Origin of the sequence: Leucobacter massiliensis, assembly GCF_002982315.1 — a bacterium.
Taxonomy (GTDB): Bacteria; Actinomycetota; Actinomycetes; order Actinomycetales; family Microbacteriaceae; genus Leucobacter; species Leucobacter massiliensis.
This window is the reverse complement of the sequence record NZ_MWZD01000013.1, coordinates 281,645-300,403: the sequence shown is the minus strand read 5'-3', so window position 1 is coordinate 300,403 and position 18,759 is coordinate 281,645. Positions and strand designations below refer to the sequence as shown.

Below are 18,759 nucleotides of genomic sequence, written 5' to 3'. Positions count from 1 at the left end.
CTCAGAGAACTCACCGCAGAAGAGTTTGCATCCGGAGCGGATCGTAAGGCAGACTGTGGCCGCTCGCAGCTTGGAGGTGCCGTCGCACGGCACGGAAACACAGGGAGACCATGGCCACCGATTACGATGCACCCCGCAAGTCCGAGGAGGACGCCGAGTCCATCGAGGCGCTGAAGGAGCGCGGTCCGGCGAAGGGCGCTTCCGCGATCGATACCGAGGACGCCGACAACCCGAGCATGTTCATCGGGGGATCGGATCTGTCCGATGTCGAACTCGACGTCGTGGTGCTGCCGCAGCAGGACGATGAGTTCACCTGTGTGAGCTGCTTCCTGGTCCGCCACCGCTCGCAGATCGACCACGAGACCGATCTCGGCCCGGTCTGCGCGGAATGCTCAAGCTAAAGAGCATCGCTCTTTAGCGCATTCCGCGCCGGCGCCACCGCGCCGGGAATGTTCAAGCTAAAGAGCGTCGGCGTCTCGGAAACGCATTGCGTTTCCGAAGCCGGCGAAATCGCCGCACACGGCGGCGCGTAGGCGCAGCGCATTCCGTGCCGGTGCGTTACTCCGTGCGGGCCGCTTCGATCGCGTCGGCGAGCGCCCGCGGGTGCCGGGTCGTGATGATCCACACCGGCGCGGGATCCGCGGGGTCGATGTTCTGGATCCGCACGCCGCGCTTGATCCATCCGCGGATGAGGAGAAAGCTCCGAGCGTCCAGCCCGGGACCGATGGCGGCGCGCAGGGCATCCGTGCCGAGGAGCTCGATCTCGCCGAGCTGGTCGACGGGGATTCTCGCCCGATCCGCGGTGAGGAAGCCGTCCGCAACGGCGATGGTGGGGCTGAGCAGCAGCATCGCGGCTGCGACGACCGCGTAGGCGATCACGGCGGTGGGGATCGCGATCTGCGCGTTCACCGGGGTGAGGACGAGCGCGACCGCCGGAATGAGGAGCAGCAGGGCGATGAAGATGCCCGGACCCGGGACGAGCCGCTCGCGGTAGCCGGCCGAAGATGTGCTCTGGGTGGGTGCTGCGCTCATGTCCTCCATTATCGCGGTCCTCGCCCCGGCATCGCCCGTGAGCGGCCGCGATCGCGGTCCGCGCACCCGTGCACCCAGCGGGCTGCAGGCCCAGGCGGCGGCTGGCCGCATCCGGTAGCCTGTCCGGGTGAGCGATGTCGTTGAGGTTCCCATTCGTGCCGAGGTCCCGCCGAGCTACGCGCACCCGGGGGACGCCGGGGCCGACTTGCGGGCCGCGGAGTCGGTCGAGATCGGGCCCGGAGAGCGCGCGCTGGTCGGCACCGGCGTGTCGATTGCGCTGCCGGAGGGCTACGCGGCGTTCGTGGTTCCGCGCAGCGGCCTCGCGGCGAAGCACGGCATCACCGTGCTCAACTCGCCCGGGACGGTGGACGCAGGCTACCGCGGTGAGATCAAGGTGACCCTGCTGAACACGGATCGCCAGCGCAGCTTCACTGTTGAGCGGGGCGATCGCATTGCCCAGCTCATCTGCGCACCGGTGTCGCGGGCCGTGTTCGTGCCCGTCGAGGAGCTCTCGGACTCGGCGCGCGGCACGGGCGGGTTCGGCTCCACCGGCGTACGGGATTGACGACGAGGATCAGAGGCATCGGATCGTGAGCGGTCACGATCATCGGACACGGCCCCGGCGTGGGCCGGGAGGCAAGGAGCGATCAGGACGATGAGCGAAGCAGAGCAGGGCGGCGCCGACGAGGTCGAGCTGCACGAGGGCGCGGCGGCCCCCGAGTTGGACGACTCGAAGTCGGCTCCCGAGGACCGGGCGGAGGCGGGCCCCTTCGACGCGAGCGAGGTGCCCGCGATGCGGCCCTATGTGGACCTGGGGGGCATCAAGGTGGCACCCCGCGAGGGACTGCAGCTGCGGCTCGAGGTCGATGAGCGCGCGAATCGCGTGGTTGCGGTGTCGCTCGAGTATGCGGAGTCACTGCTGCAGGTCCAGGCCTTCGCGGCTCCGAAGACGACCGGTCTCTGGCATGGTGTCCGCCGTGAACTGTCGCAGCAGATGGGCGCGCAGGGCGCGGAGGTGGCGGAGGAGGAGGGGCCGTTCGGTCCCGAGCTCGTGGTGCGCAGCGCCGCCCCCGCCGAGCAGGGCGGGGGGACGCGCGTGGTGCGCTTCGTCGCAGTGGACGGACCGCGCTGGATGCTGCGGGGCGTCATCATGGGGAAGGCCGCCGTTGATGCGGCTGCGCGCGACGCGGTGACGGAGCTGTTCCGCGAACTGGTGGTGGTGCGCGGCGAGCAGCCGATGCCGCCGAGCGAGCTGCTGCCGCTGAAGGTGCCCGCAGGGGTGCAGGCTCAGCGCCCCGGTCCGCAGGGCGGAGCGCAGCCGGCGTGACGGAACGGCCTGAGCTGCAGAGCGAAGCTGAGCCGCAGGATCGCTCGGAGGCGGCGCCCCGGGCGGGTCTGGGCCGGGTCGTCGAAGCCGGGCTGCACGGGGAGGGCGTCTCGGCCCGCGGCGTGCTGGAGGCGATCGGCGGTTGGCGCGGGATCGCGGAGACGCTGCTGCCCGCGACCGTCTACTTGACGATCTTCGTCTTCACCCGGGATGCGCGCGTCTCGGCGATTGCGCCGCTGGCGCTGGCGCTGGCGGCGTTCGGGTGGAGGCTGTTCCGCCGGGAGCCGATGCAGGCGGCGCTCTCCGGCCTGCTGGGCGTGGCGATCTGCGTGGGGGTGACGCTCTTCACCGGCAGGGGCGAGGACTACTACCTGCCCGGCTTCTGGATCAACGGCGCGTGGATCGCGGCCCACACGATCTCACTGCTGGTGGGCTGGCCGCTCATCGGACTGCTGCTCGGGTTCCTGCGGGGTTCGCTGACGGAGTGGCGGAGGGATCCGACGCTGCGGCGAGCCGCGCGCTGGTGCACGCTGTTCTGGATCGCGGCCTTCGCCTCCCGGCTGATCGTGCAGCTGCCCCTCTACTTCGCCGCGCAGAACGGCGACGCGGCGGCGACCGACGCGCTCGGGCTCGCGCGGCTGCTCATGGGGGTGCCCCTCTTCGCGCTCGCGGCCATCCTCACCTGGCTGGTGCTCAGCCGCGTTTCCGGGGGCGTCGACGGGCGCGACGACCAGGCGTCTTCATCAGATGATTCGGGGCCGGGATCCGTTGCGAGCACTGGGGACAACACCCCGTCGACATGATCCCGAGCCCTCGCGTTTCGGTGTAGAATTATCTCGACATCGAGAGACTTGAGACGCGGGCCGGAGTGGTCCGGACTGCGTACCGGGGTCGGAGGAGTCCCCTCCGGCAGATCAACAGAGGAGCCTCATGGGAGCCGTCAACAGCTTCGACGCGAAGAGCACCCTCGCCGTAGGCGAGAAGCAGTATCAGATCTACCGCATCGACCGGGTGCCCGGTCACGAGCGCCTGCCCTACAGCCTGAAGGTGCTGCTGGAGAATCTGCTGCGCACCGAGGACGGCGCGAACGTCACCCGCGAGCACATCGAGGCACTCGGCGGCTGGGATCCCGCCGCCGAGCCCGACACCGAGATCCAGTTCACGCCCGCGCGCGTCATCATGCAGGACTTCACCGGCGTCCCCTGCGTCGTCGACCTCGCGACGATGCGTGAGGCCGTGGTCGAGCTCGGCGGCTCGCCCGATCAGATCAACCCGCTCGCGCCCGCCGAGATGGTCATCGACCACTCGGTCATCTCCGACGTGTACGGCACCCCCGGTGCCGCGGCTCGCAACGTCGAGATCGAGTACGAGCGCAATGGCGAGCGCTACCAGTTCCTGCGCTGGGGCCAGGGCGCCTTCGACGAGTTCAAGGTGGTGCCCCCCGGGACCGGCATCGTGCACCAGGTCAACATCGAGTACCTCGCGCGCGTCACCTTCACCCGCGAGGTCGACGGCGAGCTGACCGCGTACCCCGACACCTGCGTCGGCACCGATTCGCACACCACCATGCAGAACGGCCTGGGCGTGCTCGGCTGGGGCGTCGGCGGCATCGAGGCCGAGGCGGCGATGCTCGGCCAGCCCATCTCCATGCTCATCCCGCGCGTCGTCGGCTTCAAGCTCTCGGGCCAGATCCCCGCCGGCGTCACCGCCACTGACGTCGTCCTCACCATCACCCAGATGCTGCGCAAGCATGGCGTCGTCGGCAAGTTCGTCGAGTTCTACGGCGAGGGCGTCGGCTCGGTGCCGCTCGCGAACCGCGCCACGATCGGCAACATGAGCCCCGAGTTCGGCTCGACCGCGGCGATGTTCCCCGTGGACGACGTCACCCTGGACTACCTGCGCCTGACCGGCCGCTCCGAGGAGCAGATCGAGCTCATCCGCGCCTACACCCAGGCGCAGGGCATGTGGCACGATCCCGCCCGCGAGCCCCAGTTCAGCGAGTATCTCGAGCTCGACCTCGGCACCGTCGTGTCCTCGATCGCGGGACCGAAGCGCCCGCAGGACCGCATCGAGCTCTCGCGCTCGAAGGAGCAGTTCGAGCAGGACCTCAAGAACTATGCACAGGCCGCGAACCCGGCGAAGGTCAAGGACCAGCAGGGTCGCGAGTTCGAGCTCGATCACGGCGCGGTCACCCTCGCCTCGATCACCTCGTGCACGAACACCTCGAACCCCTCGGTGATGCTCGCCGCCGGCGTGCTCGCGCGGAACGCGGCGGCCAAGGGCCTGCGCGCGAAGCCCTGGGTGAAGACCACCCTCGCTCCGGGCTCGAAGGTCGTCACCGACTACTACGAGAAGTCCGGTCTCAAGCACGATCTGGAAACGCTCGGTTTCTACACCGTCGGCTACGGCTGCGTCACCTGCATCGGCAACTCCGGCCCGCTCAATCAGGAGATCTCCGACGCGGTCAACGAGCACGACCTCGCCGTGACCGCGGTCCTCTCGGGCAACCGCAACTTCGAGGGCCGCATCAACCCCGACATCAAGATGAATTACCTCGCGAGCCCGCCGCTCGTGATCGCGTACTCGCTGGCGGGCACGATGGACTTCGACTTCGAGACGCAGCCCCTCGGCCAGGACGAAGACGGCAACGACGTGTTCCTGCGCGACATCTGGCCCGACCCGATCGAGGTGCAGAAGATCGCGGACGAGTCGATCGACTCCGAGATGTTCAAGGCCAAGTACGCGACCGTCTTCGACGGTGACCACCACTGGACCTCGCTGCCCACGCCCGACGGGGACACCTTCGCCTGGGACGAGAAGTCGACCTACGTGCGCAAGGCGCCCTACTTCGACGGCATGTCGCTCACCCCGTCGCCCGTCACCGACATCACCGGCGCACGCGTGCTCGCGAAGCTCGGCGACTCGGTGACGACCGACCACATCAGCCCGGCCGGCAGCTTCAAGGCGGAGACCCCCGCGGGTCAGTACCTCGTCGCCAACGGCATCGCGCCGAAGGACTTCAACACCTACGGCTCGCGCCGCGGCAACCACGAGGTCATGATCCGCGGCACCTTCGCGAACATCCGCCTGCGCAACCAGCTCCTGGCCGCCGAGAACGACGGCAAGGGCGTCGAGGGTGGCTTCACCCGCGACTTCACGCAGGAGGGCGGCCCGAAGTCGTACATCTACGACGCCTCGCAGAACTATCAGGCCGCGGGCATCCCGCTGGTCGTGCTCGGCGGCAAGGAGTACGGTTCGGGGTCGTCCCGCGACTGGGCCGCGAAGGGCACGAGCCTGCTCGGCGTGAAGGCCGTGATCACCGAGAGCTTCGAGCGCATCCACCGCTCCAACCTGATCGGCATGGGCGTGCTGCCGCTGCAGTTCCCGCAGGGCAAGAGCGCCGACGAGCTCGGCCTCGACGGCACCGAGACCTTCGACATCAGGGGCATCGAGCAGCTCAATGAGGGCGTCACGCCGAAGACGGTCGCGGTGACCGCGACCAAGGAGGACGGCACTCAGATCGCCTTCGACGCGGTGGTCCGCATCGACACCCCGGGTGAGGCCGACTACTACCGCAACGGCGGCATCCTGCAGTACGTGCTCCGTTCGCTGGTCTGAGACCCGCGATCGGCCGGCGCGGCCGAGGATCAGGCCCGGACGCCCCGTGCGTCCGGGCCTGATCCGTGCCCGGGCAGCTGCGGCGGGCGCTAACGCCGAAGGTGCCGTGCGGCGATCGGGTCTCCGGCGCTCATGCCGCGGACGATGCGCATGACGCCACCGAGCTGGCCGAGCCCGCTGCACGCGGAGCACAGTGCCACCAGGAGCGACGGCAGCGTGAACATCGTTTCGCCTGCCGCGAGGTCTCGTGCGGCGACTGCGAAGCCGCCCACGGCCAGCATCAGCGCGAGGGTCCCCGTGACGAGACGGACGAAGATCCGCGGCTCGCCATTGAGCAGCCGCACCTGCGCCCACCCCCAGGGTGACGGGGACCGCCACCCCTCGCTGTAGATGGCGCGCAGCTCCTCGCACGCGGCGCGCGCGAGGAGTCTGCCGCTCCGCCAGAGGGCGAACAGCGTCGCGCCACCGGCGATGCAGAGCAACGCTGCGGCGCCCACCACGACGATGTCGATGGGATCGCTGGAGCCGGCGGCTTCGATTGCCCCCGCCAAGCCCGTCGCGACGAAGCCGGCGGGAATCGTGACGAGGAACGCGGCGAGTCCCAGTCCCCAGCGGGACCACCGCTCGTAGTCACGACGGAAGGCGTCCGCTCGTGCGGCCGCGGTGCCCTCGCTCCGTCGATCGCGGATCCCGGAGGTGAGGAGCCGACGGGAGGACGGCAGGATGAACGTGAACCCCATCCCATCGATCGTAGTCGCCTGTTCCGCTCCGTAGCCGTCCGAGCGGCCCGTCTCACGGCGCAGGCAGGAGCTCGACGACGCCGCTCGCGGTGACCGAGTCGAGCGGGAGGCCGTTGCGCTCGGCGATCTCCGCGATGGCACGGGCCGCGTCGGCTGCGCGACCGGAGGAGTGGAGCTGCTTGCGCTGTGCGCCGAGGGCGGCCGCGTCCCAGTTCTCCAGCGTCAGCTGGACGCTGAGAGTCGTCGCCTGTGCTTCGGACTTCGCCTCCACGTCGACGCCGATGATCGCGGCGTCCAAACTCGGCTCTCCTCCCGGGGCGCCTGCCTGGCCCAGGGCACCGGAATCTCGGAGCTCACCCAGTCCTTCGAGAAAGCGGGCGAGGGTGATCGGCGGCGACGCGTCGGACAGGATGGTGACGGAGTCGTAGGGGATGCCCTGGTGAGACCAGCTGAGGGACCAGTACACGCTTCCGAACGCTTCGTGCAGGGCCGCCGAGGCGGCGGACTCACGGACCAGGGCCCCGGCGACGTCGAAGCGACCGGAGTGCGAGGACGCCGTGACCGCGACGGCACGGTCGTCCGTGAAGGCGAGCGCAACGTCACCGAAACGGAGCAGCGCGTCCGCGACCGCCGCTGCGGCCTCCGCCGGCATCTCACGAGCGGGGTAGCCGGAGACGGACGAACGGTTCGCGAGCTCGACGGCCGTCACGACGCACGGTGAGTCGCCCGGAGCGGACCACACCTCGCGGAGAATCCGCGTGATGGCGCTGCGCGAGATGCCCTCGTCGAGACGGACGCGCGCCGAGCAGCTGGGCGAGACATTGACCCGGCTCTTCGTCGTGGTCACCGAAACGTCTCCGCTGTCGCCGACGACCTCTGCGACGCGCGGCGCCGCCTCGCGGGCGGCAGCGGAGAGGGGAGCGCAGGCGGTGAGCAGCGCGGTCGCGGCGAGGACGGCGCACATCGCGCGCCTCACCCGCCTCAATCGGCGCTCGCGCGAGCGGGCCGGGGAGTCCGCTCGCCGAGCGGTCGCGACGGTTTCTCCGCGAGGACCACGGCCGCTGGGCACTCCGTACACGTGCTCGATGCTCGCATCCTTTGACCTGAACCGACCCGGCGCGTGCTGCGCGCAGCTGCCGGAAGCTGAGATCCGAGTATAGCTCTCCGGCGGGTGGGGAACGCACCGCGACGATGCGCAAGCGGTGCTCGGATCCCGCCTCATCTCAGCCGGAGCGCGATCCTCGTCCGATCCCGCGCCAGCGCGCCCGCAGGCGCCGCCGCGAGCACGGGATGCGATCCGCCCCGTGGCTTGCCCGCGCTCCGCAGAGGGTAGGCTGGTGCAATGTTCCGGCCGCCGGCCGGGAGACGGAGGTAGCGCGTGACGATCCTGGATCGCATCGAGGATCCGCGAGACCTCGACGCACTCACCGCGGAGGAGTGCCGGATGCTCGCCGCCGAGATCCGCGAGTTCCTGATCGCCGAGGTCGCGAAGACCGGAGGGCACCTGGGCCCCAATCTCGGCGTCGTCGAGCTGACGATCGCCCTGCATCGCGTCTTCGCGTCTCCGCGCGACCCGATCATCTTCGACACCGGCCACCAGAGCTACGTGCACAAGCTGCTGACGGGACGGAAGGACTTCGCGAGACTGCGCCAGCGCGGCGGCATCGCCGGCTATCCGCAGCGCTCCGAGTCGGAGCACGACGTCGTGGAAAGCTCGCACGCCTCGAGCTCCCTGAGCTGGGCCGACGGGATCTCCCGGGCATTCTCGCGAAGGGCGCTCGGCGATCCTTCCCAGCGGGACCGCCACGTCGTCGCCGTCGTCGGCGACGGCGCGCTCACCGGCGGGATGACCTGGGAAGCGCTCAACAACATCACGGACGACAACGACCGCAACCTCGTGATCGTGGTGAACGACAACGGACGCTCGTACGCCCCGACCATCGGGGGTATGGCGCGCTTCCTCAACTCCGTCCGCACGACCGCCGGCTACCGGGAGCTGCAGGAGGGCAGCGAGCGCCTGTTCTCCGCACTGGGCGCCCCGGGCCGCACCGTCTACCGCGCCGCGCGGGGCGCCATGCGGGGCATCGCCAGCCGGGCCTCGGGCAATCAGGATCTCTACTCGAATCTCGACATCAAGTACGTGGGGCCCATCGACGGGCACGACCTCGAAGCGGTCGAGCAGGGGCTCAGGCAGGCGAAGGGCTACGGGCGGCCCACGCTCGTCCACGTCATCACCGAGAAGGGGCGGGGCTACGCACCCGCCGAGAACGATGTCGCAGATCAGTTCCATTCCGTGGGCAGGATCGACCCCGGAAGCGGCGAGCCGGTGCAGCAGGCGAGCGGATCGAGCTGGACCTCGGTGTTCCGGGAACGCATCGTGGAACTCGCCGAAGCCGACGACCGCATCGTCGGGATCACCGCTGCGATGCTCGCGCCCACCGGGCTCGACCTCCTCGCCGAGCGCCATCCCGGTCGCGTGATCGACGTCGGGATCGCGGAGCAGCACGCGGCGACGAGCGCCGCCGGGCTCGCCTTCGGCGGCCTCCATCCCGTCGTTGCGGTCTACGCCACCTTCATGAACCGCGCATTCGACCAGCTCCTCATGGACGTCGCGCTGCACCGCGCCGGAGTCACCTTCGTGCTCGATCGGGCAGGGGTGACGGGGCCCGACGGGGCGAGCCACAATGGCGTGTGGGATCTGGCGACGCTGCAGATCGTGCCGGGCATCAGGATCGCGGCTCCCCGCGACGAGGAGACGCTGCGCGAGCTGCTCGCCGAGGCGGTCGCCGTGGACGACGGGCCGACGGTGGTGCGCTACCCGAAGGGGGCGACAGGCGGTGCCCTTCCCGCGCTCCGTCGCAGTGACGACGGCGTCGACGTGCTCCGGGACACCGGCGGCGGCGCCGACGTGCTGTTCGTGACCGTGGGGCCGATGGCGCGGCTTGCGCTGGCGGCGGCGGAGCTGCTGAGCGAGCAGGGGATCACCTCGACTGTGGTCGATCCGCGCTGGGTGGTGCCGGTCGCCGGCACGGTCGTGGAGCTCGCGCGCAGTCACCGCCTCGTCATCAGCATCGAGGACGGGATCCGCGTGGGCGGGGTGGGCACGCGGATCCGTCAGTCGCTCCGGGACTCCGGCGTGGACACCGCGGTCGACGAGCGGGGCATGCCCGACGAGTTCCCGGAGCACGCCTCCCGCGAAGAACTGCTGAGTGATGCCGGGCTCACCGCGGAGCGGATCGCGGCCGATGTCGCGGCCCAGGTGCGCGGTGACCGCGTGCCCGTGGCGCGACCGGAATCCGGCTGAGTGGCGCAGGGCCCCGGGGATACCCCCGGGGCCCTGCGCCACGCACAGTGCCGCGCGCTATCGCGCGCCCGCGACGCGCGGATCGTGGAAGGTCCCGCCGAACACGCGCTCGCTCGCGCCGACCCGGTCGAGGTAGGGGGTCGCTCCTCCCGCCTGGAAGGGCCAGCCCGCTCCGAGGATGAGGCAGAGGTCGATGTCCTCCGCGGCCGCGACCACGCCCTCGTCGAGCATGATCTTGATCTCGCCCGCGAGCTCGTCCTCGACGCGGCGCAGGATCTGCTCCTCGCTCACGGGGTGCTTGCCGAGCACGACGGCCTTCTTGCCGGCCTTCGACAGGTCCTCGACCTTGCCGTGCTTCGACTTGGTGAGCGGCTCATCCACCTCGGCGAGCCGGTGCAGGTTCTCCGAGGCGTAAAAGCGCTCGGGGAAGGCGCTCACCATGGTGTCCTGCACGTGCGCGGCGACCTTCCACCCGACGAGGTCGATCAGCTCGAAGGGACCCATCGGCAGACCGATGGGGGCGAGGGCTCGCTCGACCACGGGCATCGGGGTGCCTTCGTCGAGGGCGCGCGCCGCCTCGCCCATGACCTTCGCCAGGAGGCGATTCACGACGAAGCCGGGACGGTCGGCCGTGATCACGGCGCTCTTGCCGAGCTTCTTCGCGATGGCCATGGCCGTTGCGAGGGTCGGATCGTCGGTGCTCGGCGCTTTCACGACCTCGATGAGCGGCATCACCGCGACCGGATTGAAGAAGTGGAAGCCGACCAGACGCTCGGGGTGGGTGAGCTGCGCACCGATCTGCTCGACCGACAGCGAGGAGGTGTTCGTCGCGATCACCGCCTCCGGCGAGATGATCGGCTCGATCTCCGCGAAGACCTGCTGCTTGACGCTCAGCTCCTCGAACACGGCCTCGATGACCCAGTCGCAGTCGGCGTAGAGCGTCTTGTCAGTGGTGCCGCTGACGAGAGCCCGCACCTGGTTGGCGTCGTCGGAGCTGAGTCGCCCCTTCTGCTCCATCTTGTCGATCTCACCGCCGATGTAGGAGAGGCCCTTGTCGACCCGGGCCTGGTCGAGGTCGGTGATGAGCACCGGGACGCGCAGCTTGCGCGCGAAGAGCAGGGCGAACTGGCTGGCCATGAGGCCCGCACCGATCACGCCCACCTTCCGCACGGGCTTCGCGAGATCGCGGTCGGGGGCGCCGGCCGGGCGCTTCGCCCGCTTCTGCACCAGATCGAAGGCGTAGATCGAAGCCGCGAACTGGTCGCCCGAGATCAGCTCGGCAAGCGCCTCGTCCTCACGTTCGAAGCCTCGCACGAGGTCGTCGTCCTTCGCCGCCGCGAGCAGATCGAGAGCGACGTACGGTGCCTTCGCGGCGGTCCCGATCCGCGCCTTCAGCATGTCTCGCGCGATCTTGATCGCGGCAGGCCACTTCGTCAGGCGCTCCAGCTTGCCCGGCACGTGGGGCCGCTCGACCTTCACCGAGCCCGCGATCACTCCGTCGGCCCACGCGACCGAGCGCTCCAGGAAGCTCGCCGAGCCGAACAGCGCATCGAAGAGGCCGAGCTCGTACGCCTGCTGCGGCTTCAGCATCCGGTTGTTCTTCAGCGGGTTCGAGACGATGATCTCGAGCGCCTTCTCGATGCCGATCAGATTCGGCACGATGGTCGCGCCGCCCCAGCCGGGAATGATGCCGAGGAAGACCTCGGGGAAGGCGAGCGCCGCGGCGGAGGAATCGAGCGTGCGGTAGTCGCAGTGCAGGGCGATCTCCATTGCGCCGCCGAGCGCGAGACCGTTCACGAAAGCGAAGCTCGGCACCCCCAGGGAGCCGAGCTTGCCGAGCACGAAGTGCCCGTACTGCGCCATAAGACGGGCGTTCTGTTCGGTGGCGAGCGTCGACACCTTCGAGAGATCGGCGCCCGCGGCGAAGATGAACGGCTTGCCGGTGATCGCGACGGCCCGGATCTCGCCGGCGGCGGCGCGCTCCCGCAGCGCATCGAGCGCGGCGCCGAGGCCCTGCAGGGTCCGCGGGCCGAGCGTATTGGGGCGCGTGTGGTCGCGACCGTTGTCCAGCGTGATGAGGGCCAGGGTGCCTCCGGACGGCAGTGCGACGTCGCGCACGTGCGACTCGGTGATCACCTCGTCGGCTGCCGCCTCGATCAGGGGAGAGAAGTCGATGGTGCTGTAGTCGGTCATGATGTTACTTCTTGCCCTTCTTGCCGTCGAAGTGGGGGTTCTCCCAGATGGCCGTGCCGCCCTGGCCGAGGCCCACGCACATCGCCGTCACGCCGTAGCGCACATCGGGTCGCTGCTCGAACTGGCGGGCGAGCTGGATCATGAGGCGGACCCCCGAGGCGGCGAGCGGGTGCCCGAAGGCGATCGCTCCGCCCCACGGATTCACCCGGGGGTCGTCATCCGCGATCCCGAAGTGGTCGGTGAAGGAGAGCACCTGCACGGCGAAGGCCTCGTTGAGTTCGAAGAGGCCGATGTCGTCGATGGTGAGTCCCGCGCGCCGCAGCGCCTTCTCGGTCGAGGGCACGGGTCCGAGGCCCATCACCTCGGGCTGCACGCCGGCGAAGGCGAAGCCGATGAGGCGCATCTTCGCGGGCAGGCCGAGCTCTCGTGCGGTGTCCGCGCCCGCGAGCAGCGACACGGTGGCCCCGTCGGTGAGCGGCGAGGCGTTGCCCGCCGTCACCCGGCCGTGGGGGCGGAACGGGGTCTTCAGGCCGGCGAGACCCTCCATCGTCGTCTCGGGGCGCCGCCCCTCGTCCTCGGTGGCGAGTCCCCAGCCGCTCTCGGAGCGGGTCGCGACCGGCACCAGGTCCGCCTGGATGTCACCGCGCTCGTACGCAGCCTGCACCTTGTGCTGGCTGAGCATGCCGAAGCGGTCGGCCCGCTCCTTCGTGAGCTCCGGGAAGCGGTCGTGCAGGCGCTCGGCGGTGACGCCCATGTTCAGTGCATCGGCGCTCACGAGCTTCTCGGCGACGAAGCGGGGGTTCGGGTCCGCGTCGAGGCCGATGGGGTGCCGGCCCATGTGCTCGACCCCACCGGCGACGGCGAGGTCGTACTGCCCGGACCCGATGGCGGCGCCCATGAACGAGGCCACGGTGAGCGCTCCCGCGCACATCCGGTCGAGGGCGAAGCCGGGAACGGTGACGGGCAGGCCGGCGAGGATCGACACGGTCCGGCCGAGGGTCAGCCCCTGATCGCCCTGCTGGGTCGTTGCGGCGATGCCGACGTCGTCGATGCGGTCGAGCGGAAGATCCGGGTGACGGTCGAGCAGTCCCTGGAGCGCCTTCACCGCCAGGTCGTCGGCGCGGGTGCCCGCGTACATGCCCTTGTCTCCTGCGCGTCCGAAGGGGGTGCGCACCCCGTCCACGAACACGACCTCTCTCATTGCGGCCACTTCGCCTCCTCAGGTATGTGAACTGCGTCAGGATCCATCCTAGAGACGCAGTCTCACATTCGGCAGTGGGGCGTGAGAATCACGGAAATGCGGCGCTCGCTCGGCGCATCGCTATCCGAGGTCTACAAATGCAGCGCTGATGATTGGTGCAGTCAAGCCAACTTGCCACTCCCGGGCTCCGAGCTCGGTGAGACGCCGTGCAATCGCCTCCGGAGTGGGCGGCTGCGGCGGCCGCCAGGCGACCGCGCGGAGATGATCGGGGGTGAGGAGGTTCTCCACCGGGATCCGCAGTCGTTCGGCTTCCGCGACGACGCCCGCGCGGGCCGCAGCCAGACGCGCCGCCGCCTCCGGGTGCCGCTGAGCCCAGCCGCGGTGATGGGGGATGGACTCCGGATCGCGCGTCCTCGGCCCCGGCAGCTCGTCGCTCGTCTTGCCGGCGAGGACGGCTGCCCACCAGCGCTCCAGCTCGCTGCGGCTCGCCCGGCCCTTGAAGCTCTGCAGCCGTGCGAGCTCACCCGCCGAGCGGGGGTTCGCGGCGGCGGCAGCGACGATCGAGGAGTCCGGGATGAGCCTGCCCGGTGCGACGTCCCGCTCACGTGCGAGCGCGTCGCGGGCGAGCCACAGCTCTCGCGCGATCGCGAGCGCCCGCGGCGTGCGCAGCACGTGTCCTCCGGAGAGCTTGCGCCACGGCTCCGCCGCTCGCGGCTTCTCGGGTCGGGTGCGCACCGCCTCGAACTCCTGCAGCGCATACTCGAGCTTGCCCTGCCGTTCCAGGTCGGCGAGCACCGCGTCCCGCAGATCCGGCAGCAGCGCGACATCCAGGGCCGCGTACTCCAGCCACGCGTCGGGGAGCGGGCGCTGAGACCAGTCGGCCGCCGAGTGCGCCTTCTCCAGATGGATCCCGAGGAGCCGCTCGACGAGCGCGCCGAGCCCGACCCGCTCGTAGCCGAGGAGCCGGGCGCCGAGCTCAGTGTCGAAGAGTCTCGCCGGGCGGAGCCCCAGTTCGGTGAGACAGGGGATGTCCTGGCTCGCGGCGTGCAGGATCCACTCGTCGTTCCCGATCGCCTGGGCAAGCGGCGCGAAATCGCCGATGCCCGTCGGGTCGAAGAGCAGGGGCCTGGCGCCGCGGCGGGAGACCTGGACCAGATAGGCGTCGGAACCGTAGCGGAAGCCGGAGGCGCGTTCCGCATCGACTCCGAGGGGGCCGGTCCCCGAGGCCAGCTCCTCGGCCGCGCGCTCCAGCCCGCGATCGTCGGCGACGAGCGACCACTCGGTGTGCAGTTCGGATTGATCGACCATCGGCTCAGGCACCTTCCCGCTGCGGCAGGCCGGCAAGTAGGCAGAGCAGCTCGGACCAGGCCTCGGCGTGCGCGGCGAACTCCTCGCCGAGGGGCGTCCAGGAGGCGCGCAGCTCGATCTGCGCCGCGTCGCCCTGGTGCTCGAGCGTGCCGAAGCCGCTGGAGAGCGTCTTCGTCGCCGTCCCGGACAGATAGTCGTACCGCGCGCCTCGGGCGTCCAGAGCATCGACGAGCCACGACCAGGCCACGTCGGAGATGAAGGGGTCCACTCCGATCTCCACCTCGAGCGGCGCCTGGGCGAAGCAGACGAGCCGGTAGGGTGCGCCCCACTCGGGCTCCGAGTCCGGGTCGTGCATGAGGACCAGTCGTCCGGCGCCGTGATGCGAGTCGATCGAGCCGTCGGGGGTCAATCCTCTTCGCGGCCCTCGGGCCACGCCGGCGGCGAGAGCGACGGAGCGAGGTGCGATCCGCTCCGGCGCCGGAATCTCCCGCACCACGAGCTCCTCCCGCAGCTGTGCGTGGCGGATCTGATCGGCCGCGACACTGAACTCCACGGGCTGCGGCCCGATCCTCTCCATCACACAGCACACAGTAGGCAGGAGTGGCTCCCGGCGAGCGGTGCCACGCCGCGCAGCGGCGGATCCCCCGGCGATCGGGGTCCCGCCACCTCGGCGCGCCTCCGGCCGGTGCCGCCGCCCGCCGGAGCGCCGGGTCGCGGGTGACAGCCGCTCGCCCGCGGGGGTAGAGTCCTGTGCATGGAGCACTGGGAGCGCACGGTCGGCCGCGTCGTCGGGCTCGGCGCCGGCCTGCTCGCGGTCGGTGCGGTGGGTGCGGCGGCGGTCGGGATGCGGCTGGCGCAGCTCGCCGTCACCCCCGAGGAGCCCGAGACGCCGGTGCGGGTGACCAGGCTGTCCGGCGACGATGGACGGCGCATCGTCTGGCTGAGGGGCACGGATGCGGAGCTGGAGGGCCGGTGCTCATACCTCTTCGACTCCGGCCGAGGTCACGCTCGTCTGGGGCCCGTGATCGATCGCGGACCGGACGGGCTGGCGAGGCCGCTCGTCCAGCTCGACCGCGGCAGCCCGGCGGTCGGCTCTGCCGGGCGGTTGACGGGGTGGTGGTTCACCGACCCAGCCGAGCTCGGGTACCGGACGGAGCGGATCACCTACCCCACGGAGCTCGGCGACGCGGAGGCCTGGCTGGTGCGCCCGCGTTTTCCGCGGAAGAAGCGCTGGGCCGTCCACGTACACGGCAGGGGAGCGCTCCCGGAGGAGGCGATCCGGGGGGTCGCCCCATTCGCGCGTGCCGGCATCACCAGCCTGGTGATCAGTTACCGCAATGATCCGGGTGCGCCTCGCGGTGATCATGGGCGCTACGGCATCGGCATCGCGGAGGCGCGCGACGTGGACGCGGCGATCGCGGAGGCGGCGCGGCGAGGCGCCGAGCGGGTGACCCTCGTCGGATGGTCGATGGGCGGCACCGCGTGCCTCGTCGCGGCGACGCGCGGAGCGCACCGCTCCCTCGTCGACGGACTCGTCCTCGATTCGCCCGGGATCGACTGGACCGCACTGCTGCGCTATCACGCGGCCGCCCGCTCGGCCCCGCGATTCGTCGCCGATCTCGGCATCGGCCTGCTCGGGCGCGGGATCGTGCGCGCAGGCGAGCCGGGCGGGCTCGCGATCGCGGGTCTCTCCGCGGAGGCCTTCGCCGAGAAGCTCGAGGTCCCCGTGCTCATCCACGCGAGCGAGGGCGACACCTTCGTCCCGTGCGACGGGGCTCGCAGGCTCGCCGAGCTCCGGCCGGAACTCGTGCAGCTCCGCCTGCAGCCACGCGGAGAGCACGTGCGCCTGTGGAATGTGGACCCCGAGTCGTGGGAGCGTGTCACCGAGGTGTTCGCGCGGGCGCTGCCGCGTCCGCCCTGGCGCGGCTGAGTCCCGCTTCGCGGGCGGTTCCGCGGCGCAGAGATAGACTTGCCGCGATGACCTCCGATCACCACCGCAGATCCGCGCGCCTCGTCGACCGCAGCCCGAGCATCTCGGGCCCCGAGCTGGTCGCCAATCTCGTGCCGCCGCCCCAGTTCGACCACGCTTCCTTCGCGTCGTACCGCCCCGACCCCGAGTACCCCTCGCAGGAGGAGGCGCGCGAGCTGCTGCGCAACTTCACCGCGCCCGCCGCGCCCGCGCCGCGCGGCGGCTTCTTCGGGTTCGGGCGGAAGAAGGCCGCCGAGGCGCCCGCCGGCGGTTCCGACCGCCCGGGGGTCTACCTCGACGGGGGATTCGGCGTCGGGAAGACGCACCTGCTCGCAGCGACCTGGCACGCCACGGCCGGGCGGCGCTATTTCGGCACCTTCATCCAGTACACGGCTCTCGTCGGCGCGCTCGGCTACAACGGGGCGGTCGGCGTGCTGCAGGGCGCGCGTCTCATCTGCATCGATGAGTTCGAGCTCGACGATCCGGGCGACACGATGCTGATGACCCGGCTCATCGGCGACCTCACCGCGACCGGCTCCCGCATCGTGGCCACGTCGAATACGCCGCCGAACGCGCTCGGCGAGGGGAGGTTCGCCGCGGCGGACTTCATGCGGGAGATCCAGGCGATGTCGGACCGCTTCACCGCGGTCCGCATCGACGGCGTCGACTACCGGCAGCGCGATATCGAGGGCGACGCGATCGTCCTGAGCGACGAGGCGTACCGCTTCGCTCTGGCCGATGTGGCGGCATCGGGCGAGCGCATGACCGATGACGATTTCTCGGCGCTGATCGCCCACCTCGCCACGGTGCACCCCTCGAGCTACGTGGGACTGATCGAGGGCGTGCAGTGCATCGGGCTGCGCGACGTCCACGAGCTCACCGACCAGTCGGCCGCGCTGCGCTTCGTGGCGTTCATCGACCGGGTGTACGACGCGCAGATCCCGTTGCGCGCCACCGGCACCCCGCTCACCGCGATCTTCGGAGGCGGGATGCTGGACGGCGGCTACCGCAAGAAGTACCTGCGCTGCATCTCGCGCCTCAACGCGCTGACGGCGAGCGAGGTCGCCGGGTGAACAGGCCCGGCGGGGGAGGAGGCATGCTCTCCTCGCTGCTGCGCTCCCTCGCCTCTGCGCTGCTCACTCCCGCCCGGCGTTCCGGCACGCGCGGTCCCCGTCGGTATCCGGTCTCAGATGGACCCGCACCGCAGCAGCCGAGTCCCGGGCGTTCCGGCCCGGGGGCGACGCGAGACCTGAGCCGCGCAGAGATCGCCACGCTGCGTCCTGACTATCAGCCGCGACCCGACGGCGATCCCGATCCGGGTGAGGTCGTCTGGACCTGGGTGCCCTATGCGGAGAACGACGGACGCGGCAAGGACCGCCCCGTGCTGATCATCGCCCGGCTCGGCGAGGGAGCCGTGGCGGGCTGCTATCTCAGCACGAAGCCGCACAGCGGCTTCGTGTCGGTGGGGAGCGGCGCTTGGGACGGCCAGGGCCGGGAGAGCTTCCTCGCGCCGGAGCGCGTGCTGCGGGTGACCGCCGACGGGATGCGGCGCGAGGGACACGTGCTGTCCCGGGATCGCTTCGACCGTGCGGTCACGGCGGTGCGGCGGGCGCACGGCCTGCGCGGCTGAGCCGTTCCGTTGCCGCGGAGCGGCAGGCACGGGCGCGGGCTCTGGCGGGGCGGCGGGGCCGGAGCGATAATGGCCCCAGCGAGCCGTTCGGCCGCGCCACGGAAAGGAACGCACATGGGCATTGAAGATCTGAGCAAGCGGGCCTCGGAGCTCGCGGGCAAGGCCGGCGAATTCGCGAAGGCCAACTCGGAGAAGATCGATGAGGCGCTGCACTCCGAGCAGGCCGAGCAGATCAGCGACAAGCTCCTCGACGGTGCCGCCGGCCTGGCGGACCGGGTCACGGGCGGAAAGCACGCGGCCCGCATCGACGAGGTCCGCGACACGCTCGACGGCAAGATCGGCACCGAATAGCGAGGAAGCCCGTTCCGGAGTGACGCCCGGAGCGTGCGCCGCCGGCCCGGACGGGCCCCTTCTGCACAGCGAAGCCCCGGCTGCGA

17 protein-coding genes are annotated in these 18,759 nt (G+C 70.6%); 10 read left to right on the top strand and 7 right to left on the bottom strand.

The annotated features are described in order from the left end of the window. Positions 1-110 precede the first annotated feature (110 nt). The gene (locus B4915_RS03600; protein ID WP_105804459.1) at positions 111-401 is read left to right on the top strand and encodes a DUF4193 domain-containing protein; all 291 of its coding nucleotides are present in this window, start codon (positions 111-113) and stop codon (positions 399-401) included. A gap of 157 nt (positions 402-558) precedes the next feature. Here B4915_RS03600 and B4915_RS03595 read toward each other — a convergent pair whose 3' ends face one another. Further along, positions 559-1,032, bottom strand: a complete 474-nt coding sequence (locus B4915_RS03595) for a DUF3093 domain-containing protein (RefSeq protein ID WP_105804458.1) — start codon at positions 1,030-1,032, stop codon at positions 559-561. 127 nt (positions 1,033-1,159) lie between these two features. On the opposite strand from B4915_RS03595, the gene dut reads away from it, so the two are divergent. The 4 genes from dut (at position 1,160) to acnA (ending at position 5,977) form a co-directional block, all read left to right on the top strand. Beyond that, positions 1,160-1,597: a dUTP diphosphatase gene (gene dut / locus B4915_RS03590; RefSeq protein WP_105804457.1), complete on the top strand. Its 438-nt coding sequence runs from the start codon at positions 1,160-1,162 to the stop codon at positions 1,595-1,597. 90 nt (positions 1,598-1,687) lie between these two features. Further along, positions 1,688-2,359: a DUF3710 domain-containing protein gene (locus B4915_RS03585; protein WP_105804456.1), complete on the top strand. Its 672-nt coding sequence runs from the start codon at positions 1,688-1,690 to the stop codon at positions 2,357-2,359. Further along, on the top strand, positions 2,356-3,162 hold the full coding sequence (locus B4915_RS03580) for a DUF3159 domain-containing protein (protein WP_105804455.1): 807 nt from the start codon (positions 2,356-2,358) through the stop codon (positions 3,160-3,162). Before B4915_RS03585 ends, B4915_RS03580 begins: the two co-directional genes overlap by 4 nt. A 127-nt stretch (positions 3,163-3,289) precedes the next feature. Continuing rightward, a complete protein-coding gene (gene acnA / locus B4915_RS03575) occupies positions 3,290-5,977 on the top strand; it encodes an aconitate hydratase AcnA (RefSeq protein WP_105804454.1) in 2,688 nt (895 codons plus the stop codon). Positions 5,978-6,066: 89 nt separating this feature from the next. On the opposite strand, the gene B4915_RS03570 is transcribed toward acnA, so the two are convergent. Together B4915_RS03570 and B4915_RS03565 are read right to left on the bottom strand one after the other, a co-directional pair. Further along, positions 6,067-6,717 carry a hypothetical protein gene (locus B4915_RS03570; protein WP_105804453.1) on the bottom strand — a complete coding sequence of 217 codons (651 nt, stop codon included), beginning with the start codon at positions 6,715-6,717 and terminating at the stop codon, positions 6,067-6,069. A 52-nt stretch (positions 6,718-6,769) separates the two neighbouring features. Beyond that, positions 6,770-7,681, bottom strand: coding sequence for a hypothetical protein (locus B4915_RS03565; protein WP_105804452.1), 912 nt, complete (start codon positions 7,679-7,681; stop codon positions 6,770-6,772). 414 nt (positions 7,682-8,095) lie between these two features. Here B4915_RS03565 and dxs point away from each other — a divergent pair, with 414 nt between their 5' ends. Further along, a complete protein-coding gene (gene dxs / locus B4915_RS03560; RefSeq protein WP_105804451.1) occupies positions 8,096-10,021 on the top strand; it encodes a 1-deoxy-D-xylulose-5-phosphate synthase in 1,926 nt (641 codons plus the stop codon). 57 nt (positions 10,022-10,078) lie between these two features. Here dxs and B4915_RS03555 read toward each other — a convergent pair whose 3' ends face one another. The 4 genes from B4915_RS03555 to B4915_RS03540 form a co-directional block, all read right to left on the bottom strand. Next, positions 10,079-12,214, bottom strand: coding sequence for a 3-hydroxyacyl-CoA dehydrogenase NAD-binding domain-containing protein (locus B4915_RS03555; RefSeq protein ID WP_105804450.1), 2,136 nt, complete (start codon positions 12,212-12,214; stop codon positions 10,079-10,081). Between the two features lie 4 nt (positions 12,215-12,218). After that, on the bottom strand, positions 12,219-13,415 hold the full coding sequence (locus B4915_RS03550; RefSeq protein WP_425436308.1) for a thiolase family protein: 1,197 nt from the start codon (positions 13,413-13,415) through the stop codon (positions 12,219-12,221). A gap of 120 nt (positions 13,416-13,535) precedes the next feature. Continuing rightward, positions 13,536-14,723 carry an HRDC domain-containing protein gene (locus B4915_RS03545; RefSeq protein WP_105804448.1) on the bottom strand — a complete coding sequence of 396 codons (1,188 nt, stop codon included), beginning with the start codon at positions 14,721-14,723 and terminating at the stop codon, positions 13,536-13,538. Between the two features lie 4 nt (positions 14,724-14,727). Then, positions 14,728-15,300 carry a DUF3000 domain-containing protein gene (locus B4915_RS03540; RefSeq protein WP_105804447.1) on the bottom strand — a complete coding sequence of 191 codons (573 nt, stop codon included), beginning with the start codon at positions 15,298-15,300 and terminating at the stop codon, positions 14,728-14,730. A 177-nt stretch (positions 15,301-15,477) separates the two neighbouring features. On the opposite strand from B4915_RS03540, the gene B4915_RS03535 reads away from it, so the two are divergent. From B4915_RS03535 to B4915_RS03520, 4 genes are all read left to right on the top strand, one after another. Beyond that, positions 15,478-16,653, top strand: coding sequence for an alpha/beta hydrolase family protein (locus tag B4915_RS03535; protein WP_105804446.1), 1,176 nt, complete (start codon positions 15,478-15,480; stop codon positions 16,651-16,653). 47 nt (positions 16,654-16,700) lie between these two features. Beyond that, on the top strand, positions 16,701-17,765 hold the full coding sequence (gene zapE, locus B4915_RS03530; protein ID WP_105804445.1) for a cell division protein ZapE: 1,065 nt from the start codon (positions 16,701-16,703) through the stop codon (positions 17,763-17,765). A 23-nt stretch (positions 17,766-17,788) separates the two neighbouring features. Next, positions 17,789-18,322 carry a hypothetical protein gene (locus B4915_RS03525; protein ID WP_105804444.1) on the top strand — a complete coding sequence of 178 codons (534 nt, stop codon included), beginning with the start codon at positions 17,789-17,791 and terminating at the stop codon, positions 18,320-18,322. 114 nt (positions 18,323-18,436) lie between these two features. Beyond that, positions 18,437-18,673 (top strand): antitoxin, encoded by a 237-nt coding sequence (locus B4915_RS03520; RefSeq protein ID WP_105804443.1) that lies wholly within the window; start codon positions 18,437-18,439, stop codon positions 18,671-18,673. The last annotated feature ends 86 nt before the right edge of the window (positions 18,674-18,759 follow it).

Coding starts and splice junctions, on each gene's coding strand:
- B4915_RS03525 (WP_105804444.1), top strand. CDS start 17,789: ATGCTCTCCTCGCTGCTGCGCTCCCTCGCCTCTGCGCTGCTCACTCCC.
- B4915_RS03595 (WP_105804458.1), bottom strand. CDS start 1,032: ATGAGCGCAGCACCCACCCAGAGCACATCTTCGGCCGGCTACCGCGAG.
- zapE (WP_105804445.1), top strand. CDS start 16,701: ATGACCTCCGATCACCACCGCAGATCCGCGCGCCTCGTCGACCGCAGC.
- B4915_RS03555 (WP_105804450.1), bottom strand. CDS start 12,214: ATGACCGACTACAGCACCATCGACTTCTCTCCCCTGATCGAGGCGGCA.
- B4915_RS03520 (WP_105804443.1), top strand. CDS start 18,437: ATGGGCATTGAAGATCTGAGCAAGCGGGCCTCGGAGCTCGCGGGCAAG.
- B4915_RS03585 (WP_105804456.1), top strand. CDS start 1,688: ATGAGCGAAGCAGAGCAGGGCGGCGCCGACGAGGTCGAGCTGCACGAG.
- B4915_RS03545 (WP_105804448.1), bottom strand. CDS start 14,723: ATGGTCGATCAATCCGAACTGCACACCGAGTGGTCGCTCGTCGCCGAC.
- B4915_RS03570 (WP_105804453.1), bottom strand. CDS start 6,717: ATGGGGTTCACGTTCATCCTGCCGTCCTCCCGTCGGCTCCTCACCTCC.
- acnA (WP_105804454.1), top strand. CDS start 3,290: ATGGGAGCCGTCAACAGCTTCGACGCGAAGAGCACCCTCGCCGTAGGC.
- B4915_RS03565 (WP_105804452.1), bottom strand. CDS start 7,681: ATGTGCGCCGTCCTCGCCGCGACCGCGCTGCTCACCGCCTGCGCTCCC.
- B4915_RS03600 (WP_105804459.1), top strand. CDS start 111: ATGGCCACCGATTACGATGCACCCCGCAAGTCCGAGGAGGACGCCGAG.
- B4915_RS03550 (WP_425436308.1), bottom strand. CDS start 13,415: ATGAGAGAGGTCGTGTTCGTGGACGGGGTGCGCACCCCCTTCGGACGC.
- B4915_RS03535 (WP_105804446.1), top strand. CDS start 15,478: ATGGAGCACTGGGAGCGCACGGTCGGCCGCGTCGTCGGGCTCGGCGCC.
- B4915_RS03540 (WP_105804447.1), bottom strand. CDS start 15,300: ATGGAGAGGATCGGGCCGCAGCCCGTGGAGTTCAGTGTCGCGGCCGAT.